19 protein-coding genes and 1 tRNA gene are annotated in these 18,537 nt (G+C 65.7%); 10 read left to right on the forward strand and 10 right to left on the reverse strand.

Annotated elements, in window-relative coordinates; translation table 11 throughout:
• Nucleotides 1-175 precede the first annotated feature (175 nt).
• Nucleotides 176-1,726, forward strand: coding sequence for a glycerol-3-phosphate dehydrogenase (glpD, locus tag VGU00_RS00540; RefSeq protein WP_327464412.1), 1,551 nt, complete (start codon nt 176-178; stop codon nt 1,724-1,726).
• 55 nt (nt 1,727-1,781) lie between these two features.
• Nucleotides 1,782-2,351, forward strand: coding sequence for a DUF1579 domain-containing protein (locus tag VGU00_RS00545; RefSeq protein WP_327464414.1), 570 nt, complete (start codon nt 1,782-1,784; stop codon nt 2,349-2,351).
• 5 nt (nt 2,352-2,356) lie between these two features.
• On the opposite strand, the gene VGU00_RS00550 is transcribed toward VGU00_RS00545, so the two are convergent.
• The gene (locus VGU00_RS00550) at nt 2,357-3,094 is read right to left on the reverse strand and encodes an SDR family oxidoreductase (protein ID WP_327464416.1); all 738 of its coding nucleotides are present in this window, start codon (nt 3,092-3,094) and stop codon (nt 2,357-2,359) included.
• 93 nt (nt 3,095-3,187) lie between these two features.
• Here VGU00_RS00550 and VGU00_RS00555 point away from each other — a divergent pair, with 93 nt between their 5' ends.
• On the forward strand, nt 3,188-4,084 hold the full coding sequence (locus tag VGU00_RS00555; RefSeq protein WP_327464418.1) for an AraC family transcriptional regulator: 897 nt from the start codon (nt 3,188-3,190) through the stop codon (nt 4,082-4,084).
• On the opposite strand, the gene VGU00_RS00560 is transcribed toward VGU00_RS00555, so the two are convergent.
• The 3 genes from VGU00_RS00560 to VGU00_RS00570 are packed head-to-tail and all read right to left on the reverse strand — an operon-like array spanning nt 4,081 to nt 6,993.
• The gene (locus VGU00_RS00560) at nt 4,081-4,740 is read right to left on the reverse strand and encodes an MOSC domain-containing protein (RefSeq protein WP_327464421.1); all 660 of its coding nucleotides are present in this window, start codon (nt 4,738-4,740) and stop codon (nt 4,081-4,083) included. The genes VGU00_RS00555 and VGU00_RS00560 overlap by 4 nt on opposite strands.
• A 40-nt stretch (nt 4,741-4,780) precedes the next feature.
• Nucleotides 4,781-5,944, reverse strand: a complete 1,164-nt coding sequence (locus VGU00_RS00565; protein WP_327464423.1) for an MFS transporter — start codon at nt 5,942-5,944, stop codon at nt 4,781-4,783.
• A gap of 14 nt (nt 5,945-5,958) precedes the next feature.
• Nucleotides 5,959-6,993: an aldo/keto reductase gene (locus VGU00_RS00570; protein WP_327464572.1), complete on the reverse strand. Its 1,035-nt coding sequence runs from the start codon at nt 6,991-6,993 to the stop codon at nt 5,959-5,961.
• Nucleotides 6,994-7,081: 88 nt separating this feature from the next.
• Between VGU00_RS00570 and VGU00_RS00575 the strand changes: the two genes are divergently transcribed.
• The 4 genes from VGU00_RS00575 (at nt 7,082) to mobA (ending at nt 9,952) form a co-directional block, all read left to right on the forward strand.
• A complete protein-coding gene (locus VGU00_RS00575) occupies nt 7,082-7,996 on the forward strand; it encodes a LysR substrate-binding domain-containing protein (protein ID WP_327464425.1) in 915 nt (304 codons plus the stop codon).
• A 261-nt stretch (nt 7,997-8,257) separates the two neighbouring features.
• The gene (locus VGU00_RS00580; RefSeq protein ID WP_327464427.1) at nt 8,258-8,626 is read left to right on the forward strand and encodes a hypothetical protein; all 369 of its coding nucleotides are present in this window, start codon (nt 8,258-8,260) and stop codon (nt 8,624-8,626) included.
• A gap of 16 nt (nt 8,627-8,642) precedes the next feature.
• Nucleotides 8,643-9,446: a formate dehydrogenase accessory sulfurtransferase FdhD gene (gene fdhD, locus VGU00_RS00585; protein WP_327464429.1), complete on the forward strand. Its 804-nt coding sequence runs from the start codon at nt 8,643-8,645 to the stop codon at nt 9,444-9,446.
• Nucleotides 9,443-9,952 carry a molybdenum cofactor guanylyltransferase gene (gene mobA, locus VGU00_RS00590; protein ID WP_327464431.1) on the forward strand — a complete coding sequence of 170 codons (510 nt, stop codon included), beginning with the start codon at nt 9,443-9,445 and terminating at the stop codon, nt 9,950-9,952. The genes fdhD and mobA overlap by 4 nt, the downstream gene beginning before the upstream one ends.
• On the opposite strand, the gene VGU00_RS00595 is transcribed toward mobA, so the two are convergent.
• The 3 genes from VGU00_RS00595 to VGU00_RS00605 all read right to left on the reverse strand — a co-directional run bounded on the left by VGU00_RS00595 (nt 9,947) and on the right by VGU00_RS00605 (nt 14,279).
• Nucleotides 9,947-10,579, reverse strand: coding sequence for a DUF1345 domain-containing protein (locus VGU00_RS00595; RefSeq protein WP_327464433.1), 633 nt, complete (start codon nt 10,577-10,579; stop codon nt 9,947-9,949). The two genes, mobA and VGU00_RS00595, sit on opposite strands and share 6 nt — an antisense overlap.
• Nucleotides 10,580-10,587: 8 nt before the next feature.
• Nucleotides 10,588-12,861 (reverse strand): FdhF/YdeP family oxidoreductase, encoded by a 2,274-nt coding sequence (locus VGU00_RS00600; RefSeq protein ID WP_327464435.1) that lies wholly within the window; start codon nt 12,859-12,861, stop codon nt 10,588-10,590.
• 62 nt (nt 12,862-12,923) lie between these two features.
• Entirely contained in the window at nt 12,924-14,279 is a 1,356-nt protein-coding gene (locus tag VGU00_RS00605; RefSeq protein ID WP_327464437.1) for an EAL domain-containing protein, read from the reverse strand.
• Between the two features lie 182 nt (nt 14,280-14,461).
• Here VGU00_RS00605 and VGU00_RS00610 point away from each other — a divergent pair, with 182 nt between their 5' ends.
• Complete coding sequence (locus VGU00_RS00610) at nt 14,462-16,177, forward strand: hypothetical protein (protein WP_327464439.1); 1,716 nt, start codon at nt 14,462-14,464, stop codon at nt 16,175-16,177.
• A 59-nt stretch (nt 16,178-16,236) separates the two neighbouring features.
• Here VGU00_RS00610 and VGU00_RS00615 read toward each other — a convergent pair.
• Nucleotides 16,237-16,313 (reverse strand) — tRNA-Arg (locus VGU00_RS00615).
• Between the two features lie 71 nt (nt 16,314-16,384).
• On the opposite strand from VGU00_RS00615, the gene VGU00_RS00620 reads away from it, so the two are divergent.
• Both VGU00_RS00620 and VGU00_RS00625 read left to right on the forward strand, forming a co-directional pair.
• On the forward strand, nt 16,385-17,134 hold the full coding sequence (locus VGU00_RS00620) for a queuosine precursor transporter (protein WP_327464441.1): 750 nt from the start codon (nt 16,385-16,387) through the stop codon (nt 17,132-17,134).
• A 4-nt stretch (nt 17,135-17,138) separates the two neighbouring features.
• Nucleotides 17,139-17,528: a hypothetical protein gene (locus tag VGU00_RS00625; RefSeq protein ID WP_327464443.1), complete on the forward strand. Its 390-nt coding sequence runs from the start codon at nt 17,139-17,141 to the stop codon at nt 17,526-17,528.
• Here VGU00_RS00625 and purQ read toward each other — a convergent pair.
• Together purQ and purS are read right to left on the reverse strand one after the other, a co-directional pair.
• Nucleotides 17,490-18,155 (reverse strand): phosphoribosylformylglycinamidine synthase subunit PurQ, encoded by a 666-nt coding sequence (gene purQ, locus VGU00_RS00630; RefSeq protein ID WP_327464445.1) that lies wholly within the window; start codon nt 18,153-18,155, stop codon nt 17,490-17,492. The two genes, VGU00_RS00625 and purQ, sit on opposite strands and share 39 nt — an antisense overlap.
• 13 nt (nt 18,156-18,168) lie before the next feature.
• Entirely contained in the window at nt 18,169-18,399 is a 231-nt protein-coding gene (gene purS, locus VGU00_RS00635) for a phosphoribosylformylglycinamidine synthase subunit PurS (RefSeq protein WP_327464447.1), read from the reverse strand.
• Nucleotides 18,400-18,537 lie beyond the last annotated feature (138 nt).

Consider the following 18,537-nt stretch of genomic DNA (forward strand, 5'->3'; position numbering starts at 1 on the left):
CAAGGTCGCCCGTTGCGCCGAACAGGATCAGGGTTTCGACTTTTACGCTCACTACAGTCCCCTTGGATAGTTTTTCAGAATTGAAGGATGCACCCCGCGAATGCAACGCGCATACGTAAGCCGCATACGATGTCGCCCCTTGGCAAATCGGACAACGCTGCCATAGGAATTCGCCATGCTCGACAGCCCTGCCCCTTATGATGTCATCGTCGTCGGCGGCGGTGTCAATGGCGCCGGCGTCGCGCGCGATGCCGCAGGACGCGGGGCGCGCGTGCTGCTGCTCGAAGCGAACGACCTCGCCGAGGGCACCTCGTCGAAGTCGACGAAGCTCATCCACGGCGGGCTGCGCTACCTCGAACATTATGAATTCGCCCTTGTGCGCGAAGCGCTCAAGGAACGCGAAATATTGTGGGGCATCGCGCCGCACATCATCCGCCCGCTGCGCTTCGTCCTACCCCATCGCGACGGGCTCCGCCCGCGCTGGCTGCTCCGGCTTGGCCTCTTCCTCTACGACCATATCGGCGGCCGCAAGAAGCTGCCCGCGACGCGTTCGATCGACCTTCGCCGCCATGCCGCAGGCGGGCCGTTGCAGCCGCAATATGTCAAAGGCTTCGAATATTCGGACGGCTGGGTCGACGATGCACGGCTGGTCGCGCTGAACGCACGCGACGCGGCCGATCATGGCGCGCGCGTCCGCACCCGCACGCGCGCCGAAATGCTGCGCTGCGAGGACGGGCTGTGGATCGTCGACGCGCGCGACGACCAGGGGCACCAATATCGCTTTACCGGGCGCAGCGTCGTCAATGCGGCGGGGCCGGCGGTGCTCGACCTGCTGAAGCGCGCCGACGCCGAACCCGACCATCAGATGCGGCTGGTGCGCGGGTCGCACATCGTCGTGCGCAAGGTCTTCGAACATGACTATGCCTATTTCTTCCAGCTCCCCGACGGGCGCATCTTCTTCGCCATCCCCTATGAACGCGACTTCACGCTGATCGGGACGACCGATCAGGATCATGACGGGCCGGCGAGCGAAGCGAAGGCGAGCGACGAGGAAATCGCCTATCTGTGCGAAGGCGCGAGCCTTTATTTTCGCGCGCCGATCACCCCCGCCGATGTCGTCTGGACCTATTCGGGTGTCCGGCCGCTGATCGAGGACGGATCGGGGCGCCCCGAGGCGGCGACACGCGGATACCGGATCGACCTCGACATGGCCGAAGGCGCGCCGCTGCTCACCATCTATGGCGGCAAGATCACCAGCTATCGCCATGTCGCCGAAGATGCGGCCGACGATCTCGCCGGGCAAATCGACGCGCTGGCGGGCAAGCGCTGGACCGGCAAGGCATCGCTCCCCGGCGGCGATTTTGCGACCGACGGCATTGCGGGATTGAAGGCCGAATATAAGCTCGCCCATCCCTTCCTGACCGCTGCAACGGTCGACCGTATCGCCCGCGCCTATGGCACCGATGCGAAGCGCTGGCTGGGCGATGCCGCCGGCTGGGAGGAACTCGGCGGCGAAATCGCCCACGGGCTCAGCGTCGCCGAAGTCCGCTGGATGGTGACACGCGAATGGGCGCGCACGACCGACGATATCCTCTGGCGGCGAAGCAAGCTTGGGCTGCATTTCACGCCCAATGACGTCGCTTCGCTCGCCGAGCACAGCGCCCGGCTCGTCGCCGAGGCGCGGCTCGCCGATCCGGAATATTTCGAGGGTCGCGTAAATAACTGACAAATATTGTCAGGTAGCGCGGCGTACCCGTCTTCCGCACGAAGGGAGACTATCGATGATCGACATGAACTTGACGCGCCGCAGCGCACTCGAAATCGCCGTGGCGGGCGGACTGGTCGCCATGGCCGGGTCGGCGGGAGGCGCCGGGCCTCCATCGGCGGCGGCGGCGAACGACTGGGCTTTTCTGGTCGGCCGCTGGAAGGTCCGCCACCGCAAATTGCGCGAACGGCTCACCGGCAGCAACGACTGGATCGAGTTCGACGGCAGCAGCGAGAATTGGCCGCTGCTCGGCGGCGGCGCGAATGTCGAAGACAATATCTTTTATACGCCGGACGAGACCTATCGCGGCGTCGCGCTGCGCGCCTTTGATCCCGCGACGAATTCATGGTCGATCTGGTGGCTCGATTCGCGCGCGACCGACCGGCTCGACGTGCCGGTGCGCGGGACATTCGAGAATGGCGTCGGAACCTTCCTTGCCGAGGACAGCTGGAAGGGCACGCCGGTGACGGTACGCTTCCGCTGGTCGGACATCACGCCGCAGTCGGCCAAATGGGAGCAAGCCTTCTCGACCGACGGCGGCGCGACGTGGGAGGTCAACTGGGTGATGCAGTTCACCCGCGCCTGACGCCGTCAGGCGACGAGTGCGAGCGCGTCTGCACCCGCCGGGAAATGGGGCCGGCCGCTCTGGTCGTGAACCGCTTGCCACACCGCCTTCGCGACATCGGCCTCGGTCGTGAACAACGACGGTTCGGCCATGCCGGCGAGGATCGGTTCGGCGTAGGACCAATAGGGCTGCGGCAACACGTCCTCGAGCTTGATTTCGGTATTCTGCGCAAAGGCGGTCGTCGGACCATAGCCGGGCTCGACCAGCTTTACCGCGATGCCGAGCGGCGCCAGTTCGTGCGCGAGGCTGCGCGTGAAGCCCTGGATCGCGGTCTTGCTGCCGGTATAGGCCGCGGCGAGCGGAAAGGGCGCGAGCGTCGTCGTCGAGGTGATGTTGACGATGACGCCCGAACCGCGTGCCCGCATCTGGGGGATCACCGCCTGCGTCATCGCGATCGTGCCGAGCGTATTGGTTTCGAAAATGTCGCGGATCTTCTGCAGCGGCGAATGTTCGAGCGCGCCGAACAGGCCGATGCCGGCATTGTTGACGAGCACGTCGATCGGGCCCGCAAGTTCGAGCGCGAGCGCGATGCTGTCGGTGTCGGTGACGTCGAGGGGGAGGATGCGGAGATGGTCGGAAGGTGTCAAAGGTGCCGCGGAGGGGTTGCGCATGGTGGCGACCACATTCCAGCCAAGCGCGTGAAAATGACGCGCGGTTTCAAGGCCATAGCCCGACGAGCAGCCGGTGATGAGGATGGTTTTCATTTATGTTCCTTTCTCGGGTGATGAAAGGACGCTAGACGGCGCATGTCGGACTATCTATAATCTGAAATCCATATTTCATTCGAGATAGTCCATATGACCGATCCTTTGTCCGACCTGATCGCGCTGCTGCGCCCGCGCACGGTGTTTGCGAAAGCTATCAGCGGCGCCGGTCGCTGGGCGGTGCGCTATGGCGATTTCGGGCATCCGGGGTTCTGCACGGTGATTGAGGGCGCCTGCCGCCTGTCGGTGGACGGCGCCGATCCGGTGATCATCGAGGCGGGCGATTTCGTGTTCCTGCCCGCGACGCCGGGCTTCACCATGGGCGGGTTCGAGCCTGCCGAACCGGCCTTCATCGATCCGCACGCGGCGGCCGACCTGACCGGCGAGGTGCGCCACGGCCGGCAGGAGGGCGCGCCCGATGTGACGATGCTCGGCGGCTATTTCGTCTTTGAATCGCCCGATGCCGCGCTGCTGGTGTCGCAGCTTCCCGCGCTCATCCACCTGCGCGGTGCCGGGCGGCTGGCGACGCTGGTGCGGCTGGTGCGCGAAGAGGCGGGCGAAGAGCGGCCCGGATGCGACCTGATCCTGTCGCGGCTGGTCGAGGTGCTGATCGTCGAGGCGCTGCGATCGGTCGAGGGCGACGATGCGCCGCCGGGGCTGCTGCGCGGCTTAAGCGATCCGCGGCTTGCGGCAGCGATCCGGCAGATCCACGGGGCGCCCGCGCGGCCGTGGACGGTCGCGGCGCTCGCGAAGGAAGCGGCGCTATCGCGATCGGCCTTTTTCGAGCGGTTCGCGCGCACCGTCGGCGTGCCGCCGATGGAATATCTGCAGGGCTGGCGGATGAGCATCGCCAAGGATCTGCTGCGCCGCCGCGCGGGCAAGCTCGACGAGATTGCCAGCCAAGTCGGCTATGGGTCGGCGAGCGCGTTCAGCACTGCCTTTACCCGCCACGTCGGATTGCCGCCGAAGCGCTTTGCGATGACGGCCTAATCGGCGCCGAACTGGTCAGCGAGCTTGGCGCGGCGGACCTTCCATGTTTCGGCGAGCACCGGCACGTCGCGGAGCGCGCGGAGATCGGCGACGCGATCCTTTGCCTCACCGCCGATGAGCAGGCCGAAGAGCGAGGCGAGCGGCCATTCGGGATACGGCCGGTCGACCAGCTCCAGATCATCGCCCGCGCGCACGATACCGGGTTCGAGCACGCGGTAATACCAGCCCGAGCGCCGCGTCTTCACCACCCCCGCCATCACGCCCTTGGTTTCGAAACGATGGTCGAGCTTCCAGCACGGCTGGCGCGCCTGCGTGACTTCGACCAGCGCACTGCCGAGGCGGAAGCGGTCGCCGAGGAAAACGCTGTTTTCGTCGAGGCCGATGGTCGAGATATTCTCGCCGAACGCCCCCGCCGCATCGAGCAGCGGCGGGGCGCCGAGCTGGCCGCGCCACCAGTCATAATGGTCGGCGGGATAATGGTGGATCGCCTTGTCGATGCCGCCGTGGACGGTGCGGTCGGCCTGTTCGTCGCCGACGAGCCCCATCGCATCGACCGCAACCGCGTCGGCAACCGGCAGCTTGCCGATCGCGCTCGGCTCGTCACCGCGAAAGGGGCGCGCCTTGCCCGTCAGGACAGCGAGAATCGGGGTCTTCATGCCGCCGATTGCATAGGCCAAGCGGCGGGAATGGCAATTGTCAGGCTTCGGCCAGCACCGGAGACTTTTGTCCGCGCGTCGCGAGCACGATCGCCAAACCGCCAAGCGCCATCGCTGCGCCGGCGAAGGAGACCGCCGGGTAGCCGAGCCCGAGGCCGATCACCCCGCCCCCGACCGCGGCGCCGACGGCGTTGCCGAGGTTGAACGCGCCGATATTGACCGCCGAAGCCAGATTGGGGGCGTCGGACGCCGCCTCCATCACGCGCATCTGGAGCGGCGGGACGATGGCGAAGGTTGCGACACCCCAGACGAAGATGGTGACCGCCGCAGCGAGCGGCTGGAACATCGCGCCCGCGAAGATGACGAGCGTCGCGGCGAGCCCGGCGAGCGAGACGATCAGGGTGCGGTCGATCGACTTGTCGGCGAAGACGCCGCCGAGCCAGTTGCCGGCGGTGAGGCCGAGCCCGTAGATCACCAGCATCGCGGTCACGAACAGCGTTCCCGCGTGCGTCGCTTCGGTCAGGATCGGCGCGATGTAAGTGAAGACGGTAAACATCGCCGACGAGCCGATCGCGGTGAGCGCGAGTGCGATCAGCACCTCACGCCGTTTCAGCACGCCGAGTTCGGCGAGCATGTTGCCGCCCGCGTCGCGGCCGATGTCGGGAAGCGCGAAACGCAGTGCCGCCATGGTGATCAGGCCCCAGACGGCAATCGCGCCGAAGGCGGTGCGCCAGCCGAACGTCTCGCCGACCCAGGGCGCGAGCGGCACGCCGATGACGTTGGCGAGCGTCAGCCCCATGAACATCGCCGCGACCGCGCTCGCCCGCTTTTCGGGCGGAACGAGGCTCGCCGCGACGACCGAGCCGACGCCGAAAAAGGCGCCGTGGTTGAGCGAGGTGATGACGCGCGCGACCATCAAGATCGTGTAATCGCCCGCGATGGCGGACAGGAAATTGCCGAGCGTGAAGATCGCCATCAGGCCGATCAGCAGCGTGCGGCGGTTCATCCGCGCGGTGGTGAGCGTCATCAGCGGCGCGCCGAGCATGACGCCGAGCGCATAGGCCGAAACGAGCAGCCCGGCGGCGGGGATCGAAACCCCCAGCCCTTCGGCCATGTCGGGGAGCAGCCCCATCGGGGCGAATTCGGTGATACCGATGCCGAAGGCGCCCGTGGCGAGCGCAAGGAGGGGAAAGTTGAGTTTCATGTCGGTTCTTCCGATCAGACGAGCGGCGGGTTGAGGCGCGCGAAGCCCGCCTGTTGCCGGTAGGGCGTGTGCGGATAGGGCGGCAGGACATCGCTTGCGGCGTCGAGCGCGGCGACTTGCTCCGCCGTCATTTCCCAGCCGACCGCGCCGAGATTCTGCCGGAGCTGCTCCTCGTTACGTGCGCCGATGATCACCGACGACACGGTGGGGCGCCGGAGCAGCCAGTTGATCGCGACCTGCGGCACCGTCTTGCCGGTTTCGGCAGCGACGGCCTCCAGCGCATCGATCACGCGGTAGAGCAGATCTTCGGTCACCGGCGGCGCGAACTGTTCGGTTTCGTGGAGGCGGCTGCCCGCCGGAACCGGGCGGTCGCGGCCGATCTTGCCGGTCAGACGGCCCCAGCCGAGCGGGCTCCATACCAAAGCGCCGATACCCTGATCGGCGGCGAGCGGCATCAGGTCGGCCTCGTAAGCGCGGCCGATCAGCGAATAATAGACCTGATGCGCGACGAAGCGCGGCGTGCCGCGCCGGTCGGCGGCGGCCTGCGCCTTCATCAGCTGCCAGCCCGGATAGTTGGAGACGCCGGCGTAGCGGAGCTTGCCCGCCGCGATCAGCGTGGCGAGCGTATCCATCAATTCGTCGACCGGGGTCGAGGCGTCGAAGGCATGAAGCTGGAGCAGGTCGATATGATCGGTGCCGAGCCGGCGGAGCGCGGCGTCGACCGCGCCGATCAGGCGGCTGCGCGATGCGCCCCAGTCCTGCGGCCCGTCGCCCATCGGCAGCCCGGTCTTGGTCGAGATCAGCACCGCATCGCGGCGGCCCTTGATCGCTTCGCCCAAAATCTCCTCCGACGCGCCGTTCGAATAGACGTCGGCGGTGTCGAACAGCGTGACGCCGGCGTCGAGACTGATGTCGATGAGGCGCCGCGCCTCAGCCGCATCGCTGGTGCCCCACGCCCTGAACAGCGGCCCCTGCCCGCCGAAGGTGCCGGTTCCGAAGCTTAGGGCCGGGACACGGAGCCCCGACGATCCCAATTGGCGATATTCCATGATCCACCCTTTCGATTGCGTGTTGAGCGCATAGATGGATGCGGGCACTCCGCCGGTGTAGCGTCGCGAGAAGCGAAAGATTTTTGAAATGAACGCAAAGATGGATGGAAGCGGCGACCGTGCGCGATCGATGGAAGTCTTTGCCGCGACGATCGCCGGGGGCAGTTTTTCGGCCGCCGGGCGCTGCCTGGGCCTGACGCCGTCGGCGGTGAGCCGGACGATCGACCGGATCGAGGCGCGGCTGGGCGTCCGGCTGCTCTTGCGTTCGACTCGCGCGCTGACGCTGACCCCCGAGGGCGAGGCCTATTTGCGCGCGGCGCGGCGCATCCTCGCCGATCTGGGCGATGCCGAACAGGCGATCGCCGATCAGGGCGCGCCGCGCGGGCGGCTGCGCGTCAGCGCGGCGCAGGCGCACGGGCGGCTGACGATCGTGCCGCTGATCGGCGAGTTCGTGGCGCTCTATCCGCACATCCTCGTCGACATCAGCCTTGCCGACCGGCTCGTCGACATCGCAGCGGGACAGGCCGACGTCGCGATCCGTTTCGGCCCGCTCGCCGACAGCCCGCTCACCGCGCGCAAGCTCGGCGAGAGCCGCCGCGTGATCGTCGCCGCCCCCGCCTATCTGGCAGCGCACGGCACGCCGCGCAGCCCCGAGGATCTGCACGATCATAATTGTCTCAACTTCAACTTCCGCCGCGCCGAGCCGGTGTGGCCGTTCCGCGACGGGACGCGGGACTATGCGCTTTCGGTGCAGGGCAATATCGAGGCGAATAATGGCGAGACGCTGGGGCAGCTTGCCGCCGCGGGGGTCGGAATCGCGCGCGTCGGGGCGTTCAGCATCGCCGATCAGATAGATTCCGGAGCGTTGGTGCCGATATTGGAGGATTATAATCCGGGCGACATCGAGGCGATCCATGCGGTGTTCGCGGGCGGCGCGAACACCCCGGCGCGGGTGCGGGTGTTCGTCGATTTCCTTGTCGAGCGGCTGGGGCGTGGGGGTTGAGGCGGCCAGATGTGACCTATGGCCATTGTGAGCCTCGGCGAAAGCCGGGGCCCATTTGCACCGGGGGAGATGGGCCCCGGCTTTCGCCGGGGTTCACAACAAAAAGCTTCCAATCTTCGTCACCCCGGACTTGATCCGGGGTCCAATGGCGACGACGCGGCGATGGATCCCTGATCAAGTCCGGGATGACGAGGGCTGATAGGGCCCGATTGCGGCCGCGCTCCACCTGCGTTACGCCCCAACGACAAATGGAGGTAGCAAATGCGCAATCAGCTTCAGCACGCCGTGTTGGCCTTGGCGCAGCCTGCCGAGGTTCAACTCGCGCTATTTCCCGATTTCGTCTGTAAGGCCGATGAATTGGCGTTGGATTTCGAAGATGGACTTTATGAACTCGTCGGGCACGAAAGTGACGTCAGCGCCGAGCAGCGAGCCGCGCTGGACGCCTTGGATAGCCTGCTTGTGTCGATGAGCGGACAACATAACGCTGCGTTCTGGACCGACGAGGCCGTTCGGTCCGACGAAAAATGGGAAGATATACGATCCGCCGCTAAGGCAACAGCAAAAATATTCGGTTGGGAACTACGTCCGCCTCCACCTTCGGGGGCAATTTATATCCCGGCCGGCGGCTAGTCTTGCTGGTGCAGCCATGACCAACGAGACAATCGATCTTCCCGTCCGCCGCCTCGGCCTTGGCGAACCCGGCGACGCTGACCTGACGCGCAGTATCGCGGTCGAGGCGCCGGTGTCGGTCGAGGTGGGCGGCATCGCTTATGCAGTGATGATGGCGACCCCCGCCGACATGGAGGATTATGCGGTCGGCTTTGCGCTGAATGAAGGTCTGATCGAGACGCCGGACCAGATCGGGCGCGTCGACGTCCACCCCATCGAAGGCGGCTGGGCGCTTCGCATCTGGTTGCCGCCCGAGCGCAATGCGATCGCGCTCGACCGCGCGCGCAAGCGGGTGAGCGAGAGTAGCTGCGGCCTCTGCGGAATCGAGAATATCGAGGAGGTGCTGCGCCCCCTCCCCGCCGTCACGGCGCGGATCGCGACCGACCGTGATGCCATCGCGGCGGCGCTGGCGGCGCTCGGCGCGCATCAGCCGCTCGGGCGCGCGACGGGGGCGGTGCATGCCGCCGCCTTCTGTTCGCCGGGCGGCGCGATCGGGCTCGTGCGCGAGGATGTCGGGCGGCATAACGCGCTCGACAAATTGATCGGCGCGATGGCGCGTGCGGGGATCGATCCGGGGACGGGCTTTATCCTGCTGTCGGCGCGGTGCAGTTACGAGCTCGTCGAAAAGACGGTGCGCGCGGGGTGTCCGATGCTCGTCACCATCTCGGCGCCGACGAGCCTCGCGGCGGAGCGCGCGGCGGCGGCGGGGCTGACGCTTGTCGCGCTGGCGCGGACGGACTCGGCGCTGATCGTGAGCGATCCGCACGGGATGATTGCGTGAGGACGCTCGGCGCGGTGCTGGCTGGCGGGCGGTCGAGCCGTTTCGGGTCGGACAAGGCGCTGGCGATGCTGGAGGGGCGGACACTGCTTGATCATGCGGCGGCGGCGCTTGCTCCGCATTGCGATGCTGTCGTGGTGGTCGGGCGGGGCGAGATCGCCGACTGGCCGCGCGCCGATATGGGACCGCTCGGGGGGATTGCGGGGGCGCTGATCCATGCGGCGGAGCGGGGATATGATCAATTGCTGACCGCGCCGGTCGATTGCGTGCGCCTGCCGGGTGATTTGCGGGCGCTGCTGGAGCCGGCGCCGGCGTTTCTGGAAACGCAGCCGGTGATCGGGCTGTGGCCCGTCGCCGCGCTGGACGTGCTTCGGGCGATGCTGGAGGATGCGGGCGACCTTGCGGTAAAGGCTTTCGCTCGGCGGATCGGCGCGCGCGCGGTGGCGAGCGATTTCGTGCCGCCGAACGTCAACAGCGCCGCCGACCTCGACCGGCTGACAGGGCTATGACCCGCCGATGGCGTTCACGGTGAACGCCAAGATGCCCATGTTGAAGATAAACGCCGCCATGCAGTGGCCGAGCACGACGCGGCGCATATGCGCGCCCGATATGGTGACGTCCGAGGTCTGGAAGGTCATGCCGAGCGTGAAGGCGAAATAGAGGAAGTCCCAGTAACCAGGTTCGTGCACCCCCGGCACCTCGATCCCGCGCTGGTCGCGGCCGTCCTTTTGCAGATAATAGAGATGCGCATAGTGGAGCGTGAACACCATGTTCGCGAAGAGCCAGGCGAGCGCGAGCGTCGCGACGATCAGGATGACGTCGGCGCGGTCCAGATCGCCGGGGCTCGCGATCAGCGTGCCGACCGCGAAGAGGATGACGAGCGAGAGGAGCACGGTGATCGCGAGCAGGCCGATGCGGTTCGCGTCATTGTCGGCGGCGCGGCGGCGCATCTGATCGGCATCGGCGCGGAACAGCGGCATCACCGTGCAGAGGAAGACGAGCGCGGCGGCGTCGAAACCGAGCAGGAAGGCGGCGCGCGGATCGACCCCGGCGGCGAGGGCGGCCGCGAGCGCCGCGACGAGCACGACGGGAAAGATCAGGAACCGGACGGGCGCGATATGCTTGCCGACGGCCATATGCGGCGTCAGCCCGCCGCCCCGACGACGCGCACCGGGATCGACTTCGCCGCCGGGCAGCCGCTGGTCTTGTCGTAGAAAGCGAGCGGGAGCAGCGGGTTGAGCTCGGGATAATAGCCCGCGACCGAACCGCGCGACATCGGATAGTCGATGATCGTGAGCCCGTCGACGCGGCGCGCGATGCCGTCGGCACCGATCGTTTCGAGCGCGACCTTTGTGCCCGCCTCCAGCCCGCGCGCCGCGATATCATCGGCGTTCATGAACAGGATCATGCGGTCGTTGTACACGCCGCGATAGCGGTCGTTATAGCTGTAGATCGTCGTGTTGAACTGGTCGTGCGAGCGCACGGTCGCGAGGCGCAGCATGTCGGGATCGGCGACCGGCGCGTTGACCGCGAGCCCGGGCAGCACGAGGAAATTGGCCTTGCCGTTCGGGGTCGCCCAGACGCGGCGGCGCGGCGGGATGTCGAGGTGGAAACCCATCGGCGCCTTGATACGCTCGGCAAAGCCTTCGTAGAGCGCGGGATAGACGGCGGCAATCTTGTCGCGGATCAGGTCGTAATCGTCGATGTAGCGCGCCCAATCGACCTTGCTGTTCGGTAGCGTCGCCATCGCGATGCGGCAGACGATTTCGGTTTCCGTCAGCAGATGTTCGCTCGCCGGGTCGAGCACGCCGCGCGAGGCGGTGACGTTCGACATCGAATCCTCGATCGTGACGAACTGTTCGCCCTTCGCAGTTTCGATGCGTTCGGAGCGCGCGACGACGGGCAGGATCAGCGCATCCTTGCCGTGGACGAGGTGGCCGCGATTGAGCTTGGTCGCGATGCCGACGGTGAGGTCGAGCTTTCGCATCGCCGCATAGGAGCGGTCGGTGTCGGGCACCGCGCGGACGAAATTGCCGCCGAGGCCGATGAAGACCTTGGCGGTGCCCGCGAGCATCGCCTCGACCGATTCCACCGTATGATGCCCATGCTCGCGCGGCGGTTCGAAACCGAAGACATCGCGGACCCGGTCGAGATAGGCCTGCCCCGGTTTCTCATCGATGCCGACGGTGCGGTCGCCCTGCACGTTCGAATGGCCGCGGATCGGCGAGATGCCCGCGCCGGGCTTGCCATAATTACCCTTCAGCAGCAGCAGGTTCGCGATCTGCTGGACGAGCTGCGATCCCTGCTGATGCTGGGTGATCCCCATGCCGTAACAGATAATCGTCGCGTTCGAGGCGATATAGATTTCGGCGCAGCGCCGGATCTGCGCCTCGTCGATCCCCGACGCGGCGACAAGGTCGGGCCATGCCTGCGCCTCGATATCGGCCTTCAGCGCGTCGAAGCCCGACGTATGTCGGTCGATGAAATCATGGTCGAGCACGGTCTCGCCCGCGGCCTCGCGTTCGAACAGCACTTTCATCATGCCCTTCAAAAGCGCGAGGTCGCCGCCGATCCGGATATGCACGAATTCGCTGGTTATCGCGCTCGACCTGAAGGTCGCCATCTGGACGATGTCCTGCGGCTCGGTGAACTTGATCAGCGCGCGCTCGGGCATCGGGTTGACCGCGACGATCGGGATGCCGCGCTTCCGCGCCTCGACCAAGGGCGTCATCATGCGCGGCGCGTTGGTCCCCGCATTGTGGCCGATCAGGAAGATCGCCTCGGCATGGTCGAAATCCTCGAGGATCACCGTGCCCTTGCCGACCCCGATCGAATGCGGGAGCCCGCGGCTCGTCGGCTCGTGGCACATGTTCGAACAATCGGGGAAATTGTTGGTCCCGAACTCGCGCACAAAGATCGAATAGAGGAAGGCGGTCTCGTTCGCCGTGCGGCCCGAGGTATAGAATTCAGCCTCGTGCGGGCTTGCCAGCGCGCGCAGATGCCGGCCGATCAACGCAAAGGCATCGTCCCAGCTCACGGGCACATAATGGTCGGTCGCGGCGTCGTAGCGCATCGGCTCGGTCAGCCGGCCCTGCATTTCGAGCCAGTAATCGGACTGCGCCATCAGGTCGGTGACGCTGTGCTCGGCGAAGAATTCGCGCGTGACGCGAAACTTCGTCGCCTCATGCGCGAGCGCCTTCGCGCCATTTTCGCAAAATTCGAGCTTTTTGGTGCAATGCGCATCGGGAAAGGCGCAGCTCGGGCACTTGAAACCGCCGGGCTGGTTCATCGACAGGAGCGCGCGCGACCCCTTGGTCACGACGCTCTGTTCGAGCAGCACCTTCGCGGTCGCCGCCGCCGCGCCCCAACCGCCGGCGGGGCTGTCGTACGTCTTGTATCGGGGTTTATCCTGCACCATCGCAGCAGGTTAATGCATAGGCGTCGGCATGGCCATCGGAGTTTGGCGAACCGGCATTTCGCTCATGACGACATCGAATACATGCTGATCTGCAGCGCGAGCCATTTGCCGAGCGACTGGAGCCGTTCGAGTTCGTGCTGTTCGAATACGCCGGAGAGGCGCGCGACGTTCAACGTCCCATAGCAATGCTCCCCGCACACCAGGGGGACGTCGAGGCAGCACACCAGTCCGATGCGGTGGAGCATTTGACAGTCGACGTCCGCCGATCTGGCCATGTCGTTGCAGACCTCCGGCCATTGCGCGCTGAAGACGCGACCGATCAGCGTCTTCTCTACCGAAACCAGCTGGCCATTCAGCAAAGGCTCGACGCCGTGCGCCGATACGATCTTCAAATATGCATCGTCGTGCCGAAGCGCGATCGACGCACGATCGGCGGACAAAAGCTGCCCGCTCCATCGCACGATCGCATCGAGCATCTCGTCCTGTCCCACCGACGCGGCGAGGTCGGCCACGAAGCGAACGGGTATAACGATCGATTCCTCGCCCGATTTGACAGCGCGGCCAGCCGTGGTTCGAGGCCGTCCACGCGACGAACGCATGGCCCGTTTCCGCAATGCCTCCGTCAGCACCTCCGGGTTCGGACGGGGCCGTGAAAACAGATAGCCCTGAATAAGATCGCAGCCCGCGGACTTGACGAGGTCGAGCTGTTCATATGTTTCGATGCCCTCCGCGACGACATCGAGGCCGAGTTCACGGCCGAGCCCTACCACCGCAGCAATGATTTTCCGGCTCCGCTCGTCGTCGAGCGCTTCCCGGATGAAGCAGCTGTCGAGTTTGATCTTGTCGAATGGCAGGAATTGAAGATTGCGCAGCGACGAATAGCCGGAGCCGAAATCGTCGAGCGCCAGCTCGATTCCCGCCGCCCGCAACCTGGCGATCTGGTCGATCACATCGCCTGTGGCTGCCAGCGCCGCCGTTTCGGTAATCTCGATCACGAGCCGCCCGGGCGGAAGTCCGGTTTCGGACAGGATGGCAAAGGTCCTGTCGGCGAAATCGCCTGCGAGCAACTGGAGCGGCGACACATTGACGGCTACGGGGGAAAGGTCTGGCCAGCCGGCGGCATCGCGGCAGGCGCTTTCCAAGATGCGCGAGCCCAGCTCGATGATCTGGCCTCCATTCTCGGCAGCTTCCAGAAGCGCGGCAATAGTGCACGGGGGCGGCTGGTCCCGATCACGCCATCGCAGCAACGCCTCGCGCGCTACCGTTTGAGAATTGGCAATGGATACAATATCCTGATAATGAAGTTCGAAGGCATCCTTGTGCAGGGCCGTTGCGGCGACGCACGAAAGGATGCCCGATTTCGCAGGGACCAAACAGCTTTCGAAATCATATGGAGGGAATCGTCCGTGGCTGTTCATCGGCCGCCCCTAGACGATGTCCGGCGAAGCGGACCGCGTTGCGGTTAGACGCGAGACGCGAATCTGTGGGAAGGGGTCGAGCGCGTGGTCAGATGCAGTGAACATCGCTTTCCCGTCGGCAGAAATGCCCGCGACTGCCAGTTAGCGGCGATGTTAAACAACGTTAAACGGGGGCGTTAACGATGCTCCCGCCCGACGATACGCATCGCGAGCCGCCGGCCGGCAGCGGTCCCGACAACGGCAACAATGCCCCCCCTCGCGATGCACCGCACCCGGATCCCGACCAGATCGCGGAAAGCCTCGACCGGATCGAACAGGCGGGCGCATTGGGGCGCGGGCGGTTGCCGACGCTTTTGCGATATCTGGTCGGGGAGGAGATGGCGGGCCGCGGCGAACGGCTGAAAGGCTATGCGATCGCCGTCGACGTCTTGCGGCGTGGCGAAGACTTCGATCCGTCGATCGACAGCCATGTGCGGGTCGAGATGATGCGGCTCCGCAAGGCGCTCGAGGAATATTACGCCTCGGCGGAAAATAGCGCTCCGCTCACAATCTATTTCGACAAGGGCAGCTATCGCCCCCGTTTCCGGACAAGCCGGCAGCCTGCGGCTCCGAGACCGAGACTGGCGCAGTGGGCGAAGCGCCGGCTCGCGGGTGCGCAGGCGAAATGGGCGTTTGCGGGCATCGCGCTTTTACTCGCGATCGGGTCGATGCTTGCGGCGGACCTTTTCCCGAACAGGACGTCGGGGAATTGCAGCCGCCCATATCTGACGCTGCGCCTGCTCGACTTTCCCGGGCGTGAGATCGTCCCGCTTCAGGGAAGCTTCAACGCCTTTCTGCAGGCCTATCCCCTCGTCAGGAACGGACGCGAGGGGGACGCTTGCACCTCGATGCGGCACCGACTTGAGCTCAAGCCCGCATCGTCGCCCGGCGCGGGGCAGGATATCCGCGCTTCGCTCTATCGGGACGGCGAGACCACTCCCTATTGGTCGCAAATCATCGCTCATGAAAATGCGGCGGCTGCCCCCGATCTGCTGATCGCCCGCGCCCTCTATCTTGTCGCATCGCCCGAGGGGGTTCTGCCGCAAAAGGCGCTGCAGCTGCCATGGCGCAGCGACGAAGCCAAACGCGACTATGCCTGCCGGATTTCAGCTCATTATTATTTTATCAACAGGTTGACCGACGATCCTGCGGACGAGCTGCAATGCCTCGAAACCGCGATGAAGGAGCCGGGAGCCTATGCCGACATATTCAGCCATTATGCGATGATCGTACAAATCCAACTGCTCGAAAGAAGCGGCAGGAAACCGCGCGATCCGGGCGCCCTGCGCGCCAGGTACAATGAAACGCTGGCACAGGCCTTTGCGATCGATCCCGCCGACTGCGGCGCCTTGACCGCGCGAATGCGCGAGTATCGGCGCAGCCTTCCACCCGACCTCGACCGGCTCGCCGCGACGATCCGGTCGGCCAAACGTCACTGCGCCGGAAACGCGAACATGCTCAATCAGGCGGCGATGGCCGAGGGATATTATTTCGGAAACTGGCCGGAATCGGCGGCACTTATCGAGAACGCCGTCGCTATCTCGGGATCGCAGCCGCAGTATCAATATGCCGAACTCGGTAACCTGATCGTCGATGGGCGATGGGCCGACGCCCATCGCCGGCTTCAGAAAAGCCAGTCGCTGATCAACCCGCTCGACGGCTTATGGCTGATCATGGTCGGGCGCCGGGCCGGCGACGACCATATGATCGAAGAAGGCCGGCGCTTCCTCAAAACGCGCTCGATGGATTCGCATGAGAGCGCCGCGAACTATCTTCGCGGGCTGGGATATCATCGATCGATTCTGGCCATCATGCTTGGCGAACTGGACGCCTATGCGCGGACGTCCGGCTGGACCTGAGGGGGAAATGCGCCGCCATCCCGAAGCATGGCACGGCCCGCAGCGTCCCGTTCGGGAAATGGCGCGCCCGGCAGGATTCGAACCTGCGACCACCCGCTTAGAAGGCGGGTGCTCTATCCAGCTGAGCTACGGGCGCGTGCGCAAGGCTGCGGGCAGCGCGAATAGCGCGGTTTGCGCGGGCTGCAAAGCGCGTTAAGCAGCCGTTTGATGACTGACGCCCCGTCCCCGACGAACCGACCGGTTCAGGTCAACGCCGCCAGCGTGCGGCATTTCCGTTATTACGACCTGCTGATGGCGGCGTTCGTCGCGATCCTGCTGCTGTCGAACATCATCGGCGCATCGAAGCCGAGCTTCGTCACGCTGCCGGACGGCGCCCAATGGGCCTTCGGCGCCGGCGTCCTCTTTTTCCCGATCAGCTATATCATCGGCGACGTGCTGACCGAGGTCTATGGCTATGCCCGGGCGCGGCGCGTCATCTGGACGGGGTTTGCGGCGCTCGCCTTCATGGCGTTCATGGCGTGGATCGTCGTCGCGCTGCCGCCCGCCGACGGCTGGCCGGGACAGGCGAGCTATGAATTCGTCTTCGGCAACAGCTGGCGCATCGTCATCGCATCGATGACCGCCTTTTGCGTTGGCGAATTCGCCAACTCCTATGTCCTCGCGCGGATGAAGCTGTGGACCGGCGGCAAGCAGTTATGGGCGCGCACGATCGGGTCGACGGTCGTCGGCCAGGGACTCGACAGCCTGATTTTCTACCCGCTCGCCTTTTACGGCCTTGCCGGCTGGCCGCCCGAGCAGCTTTACGAGGTCGTGCTGTCGCAATGGCTGATCAAGACCGCGTGGGAAGCCGCGCTGACCCCCGTCACCTATGTCGTCGTCGGCGCGCTCAAGCGCCGCGAAGGGGTCGACGTGTTCGACGAGGGCACCGATTTCAGTCCGTTCAAGGCGAAGGTCTGATGCGATGACCCCGATCGAGCTGGCGGCGCTGTTCACGCAGCAGAAGAGCTGGCTGGTCGCGTCGACCGAACTCAGCAAGGACGCGCTGCATATCTATTTCGGGCTGGCGCTGTTCGTCGCCGTCCGGTTGATGTGGCGACGGCGCGGCGGGTGGCTCGCGGCCTGGCTGGCGGTGCTCGCCATGGCCTGCGGCGGCGAATGGCTCGACATGACCGCCGAGGCGAGCCGGGCGGCGATCCAGCCCGACGCCGCGCACTGGCACGACATCTGGAACACGATCTTCTGGCCGACGGTGCTGCTGCTCGTCGGGCGCTGGCTTCAGTCGCCGGAAAAACCCCCGGCCGACGCGCAGGTATCAGGCGAGGACGCCGAGCGCGGCCTCGAACAGGCGTAGGCCGTCGGTGCCGCCATGCGCGCGGTCGATCGCGCGTTCGGGGTGCGGCATCATGCCGAGCACATTGCCCGCGGCATTGAGTACGCCCGCGATGTCGCGCGCCGAGCCGTTGACGCTGTCGGCATAGCGGAATGCGACGCGCCCCTCGCCCTCGATCCGGTCGAGCGTTTCGGCGTCGGCGAAATAATTGCCGTCGTGATGCGCGACGGGAATGTCGATCCGCTCGCCCGCATTATAGCTCGCGGTGAACAGCGACTGGCTGTTCTCGACCGTGAGCGGCACGGTGCGGCACACGAAATTGAGCCCTGCGTTGCGCATCAACGCGCCGGGCAGCAGCTGCGCCTCGGTCAGCACCTGGAAGCCGTTGCACACCCCGAGCACGGGAACGCCGCGGCCGGCGGCGTCCGAAACGGCGCGCAGGATCGGCGAGCGTGCCGCCATCGCGCCCGAGCGGAGATAGTCGCCGTAGGAGAAGCCGCCGGGGAGCGCGATGAAGTCGATGCCATCGGGCAGTTCGGTCTCGCGGTGCCACACCATCGCGGGCGCGCGGCCGGTGACCTGCTCCAGCGCAACCGCCATGTCGCGATCGCAGTTGGAGCCGGGAAAGACGATGACGGCGGTCTTCATGGGCCCTGCTCCTTTACGGGCGTTCGATGCGGTAGTTTTCGATCACCGTGTTGGCGAGCAGCTTCGAGCACATCGCGTCGAGATCGGCATCGCTCGTGCCGTCGGCGACGTCGAGTTCGATGAAGCGGCCCGCGCGAACGTCCGATACGCCGCCGAAGCCGAGCCCCTCGAGCGCATGATGGATCGCCTTGCCCTGCGGGTCGAGCACCCCCGGCTTGAGCGTCACATAGACATTCACTTTCATCGGGGCGGACCTTTGCTGTGCGGGCGGGAAGATGGGCGCGCCTATGCCCGCGAATCACTTTTCGGGCAAGGGCCGCAACGGCGAAAAAGTCGCTGTTCACATTGCGAACCAATCGCATCTTTGTTGTTGCGAATCCCT

This window comes from Sphingopyxis sp. (assembly GCF_035944815.1).
Taxonomy (GTDB): domain Bacteria; phylum Pseudomonadota; class Alphaproteobacteria; order Sphingomonadales; family Sphingomonadaceae; genus Sphingopyxis.

Excerpts from the sequence above, each read along its gene's own strand:
- VGU00_RS00545 (WP_327464414.1), top strand. The coding sequence starts at position 1,782 with ATGATCGACATGAACTTGACGCGCCGCAGCGCACTCGAAATCGCCGTG.
- VGU00_RS00600 (WP_327464435.1), bottom strand. The coding sequence starts at position 12,861 with ATGGTGCAGGATAAACCCCGATACAAGACGTACGACAGCCCCGCCGGC.
- VGU00_RS00625 (WP_327464443.1), top strand. The coding sequence starts at position 17,139 with ATGACCCCGATCGAGCTGGCGGCGCTGTTCACGCAGCAGAAGAGCTGG.
- purQ (WP_327464445.1), bottom strand. The coding sequence starts at position 18,155 with ATGAAGACCGCCGTCATCGTCTTTCCCGGCTCCAACTGCGATCGCGAC.
- purS (WP_327464447.1), bottom strand. The coding sequence starts at position 18,399 with ATGAAAGTGAATGTCTATGTGACGCTCAAGCCGGGGGTGCTCGACCCG.
- VGU00_RS00610 (WP_327464439.1), top strand. The coding sequence starts at position 14,462 with ATGCTCCCGCCCGACGATACGCATCGCGAGCCGCCGGCCGGCAGCGGT.
- glpD (WP_327464412.1), top strand. The coding sequence starts at position 176 with ATGCTCGACAGCCCTGCCCCTTATGATGTCATCGTCGTCGGCGGCGGT.
- VGU00_RS00605 (WP_327464437.1), bottom strand. The coding sequence starts at position 14,279 with ATGAACAGCCACGGACGATTCCCTCCATATGATTTCGAAAGCTGTTTG.
- VGU00_RS00560 (WP_327464421.1), bottom strand. The coding sequence starts at position 4,740 with ATGAAGACCCCGATTCTCGCTGTCCTGACGGGCAAGGCGCGCCCCTTT.
- fdhD (WP_327464429.1), top strand. The coding sequence starts at position 8,643 with ATGACCAACGAGACAATCGATCTTCCCGTCCGCCGCCTCGGCCTTGGC.
- VGU00_RS00620 (WP_327464441.1), top strand. The coding sequence starts at position 16,385 with ATGACTGACGCCCCGTCCCCGACGAACCGACCGGTTCAGGTCAACGCC.
- VGU00_RS00550 (WP_327464416.1), bottom strand. The coding sequence starts at position 3,094 with ATGAAAACCATCCTCATCACCGGCTGCTCGTCGGGCTATGGCCTTGAA.
- VGU00_RS00580 (WP_327464427.1), top strand. The coding sequence starts at position 8,258 with ATGCGCAATCAGCTTCAGCACGCCGTGTTGGCCTTGGCGCAGCCTGCC.
- VGU00_RS00595 (WP_327464433.1), bottom strand. The coding sequence starts at position 10,579 with ATGGCCGTCGGCAAGCATATCGCGCCCGTCCGGTTCCTGATCTTTCCC.
- VGU00_RS00565 (WP_327464423.1), bottom strand. The coding sequence starts at position 5,944 with ATGAAACTCAACTTTCCCCTCCTTGCGCTCGCCACGGGCGCCTTCGGC.
- VGU00_RS00555 (WP_327464418.1), top strand. The coding sequence starts at position 3,188 with ATGACCGATCCTTTGTCCGACCTGATCGCGCTGCTGCGCCCGCGCACG.
- VGU00_RS00570 (WP_327464572.1), bottom strand. The coding sequence starts at position 6,993 with ATGGAATATCGCCAATTGGGATCGTCGGGGCTCCGTGTCCCGGCCCTA.
- VGU00_RS00575 (WP_327464425.1), top strand. The coding sequence starts at position 7,082 with ATGAACGCAAAGATGGATGGAAGCGGCGACCGTGCGCGATCGATGGAA.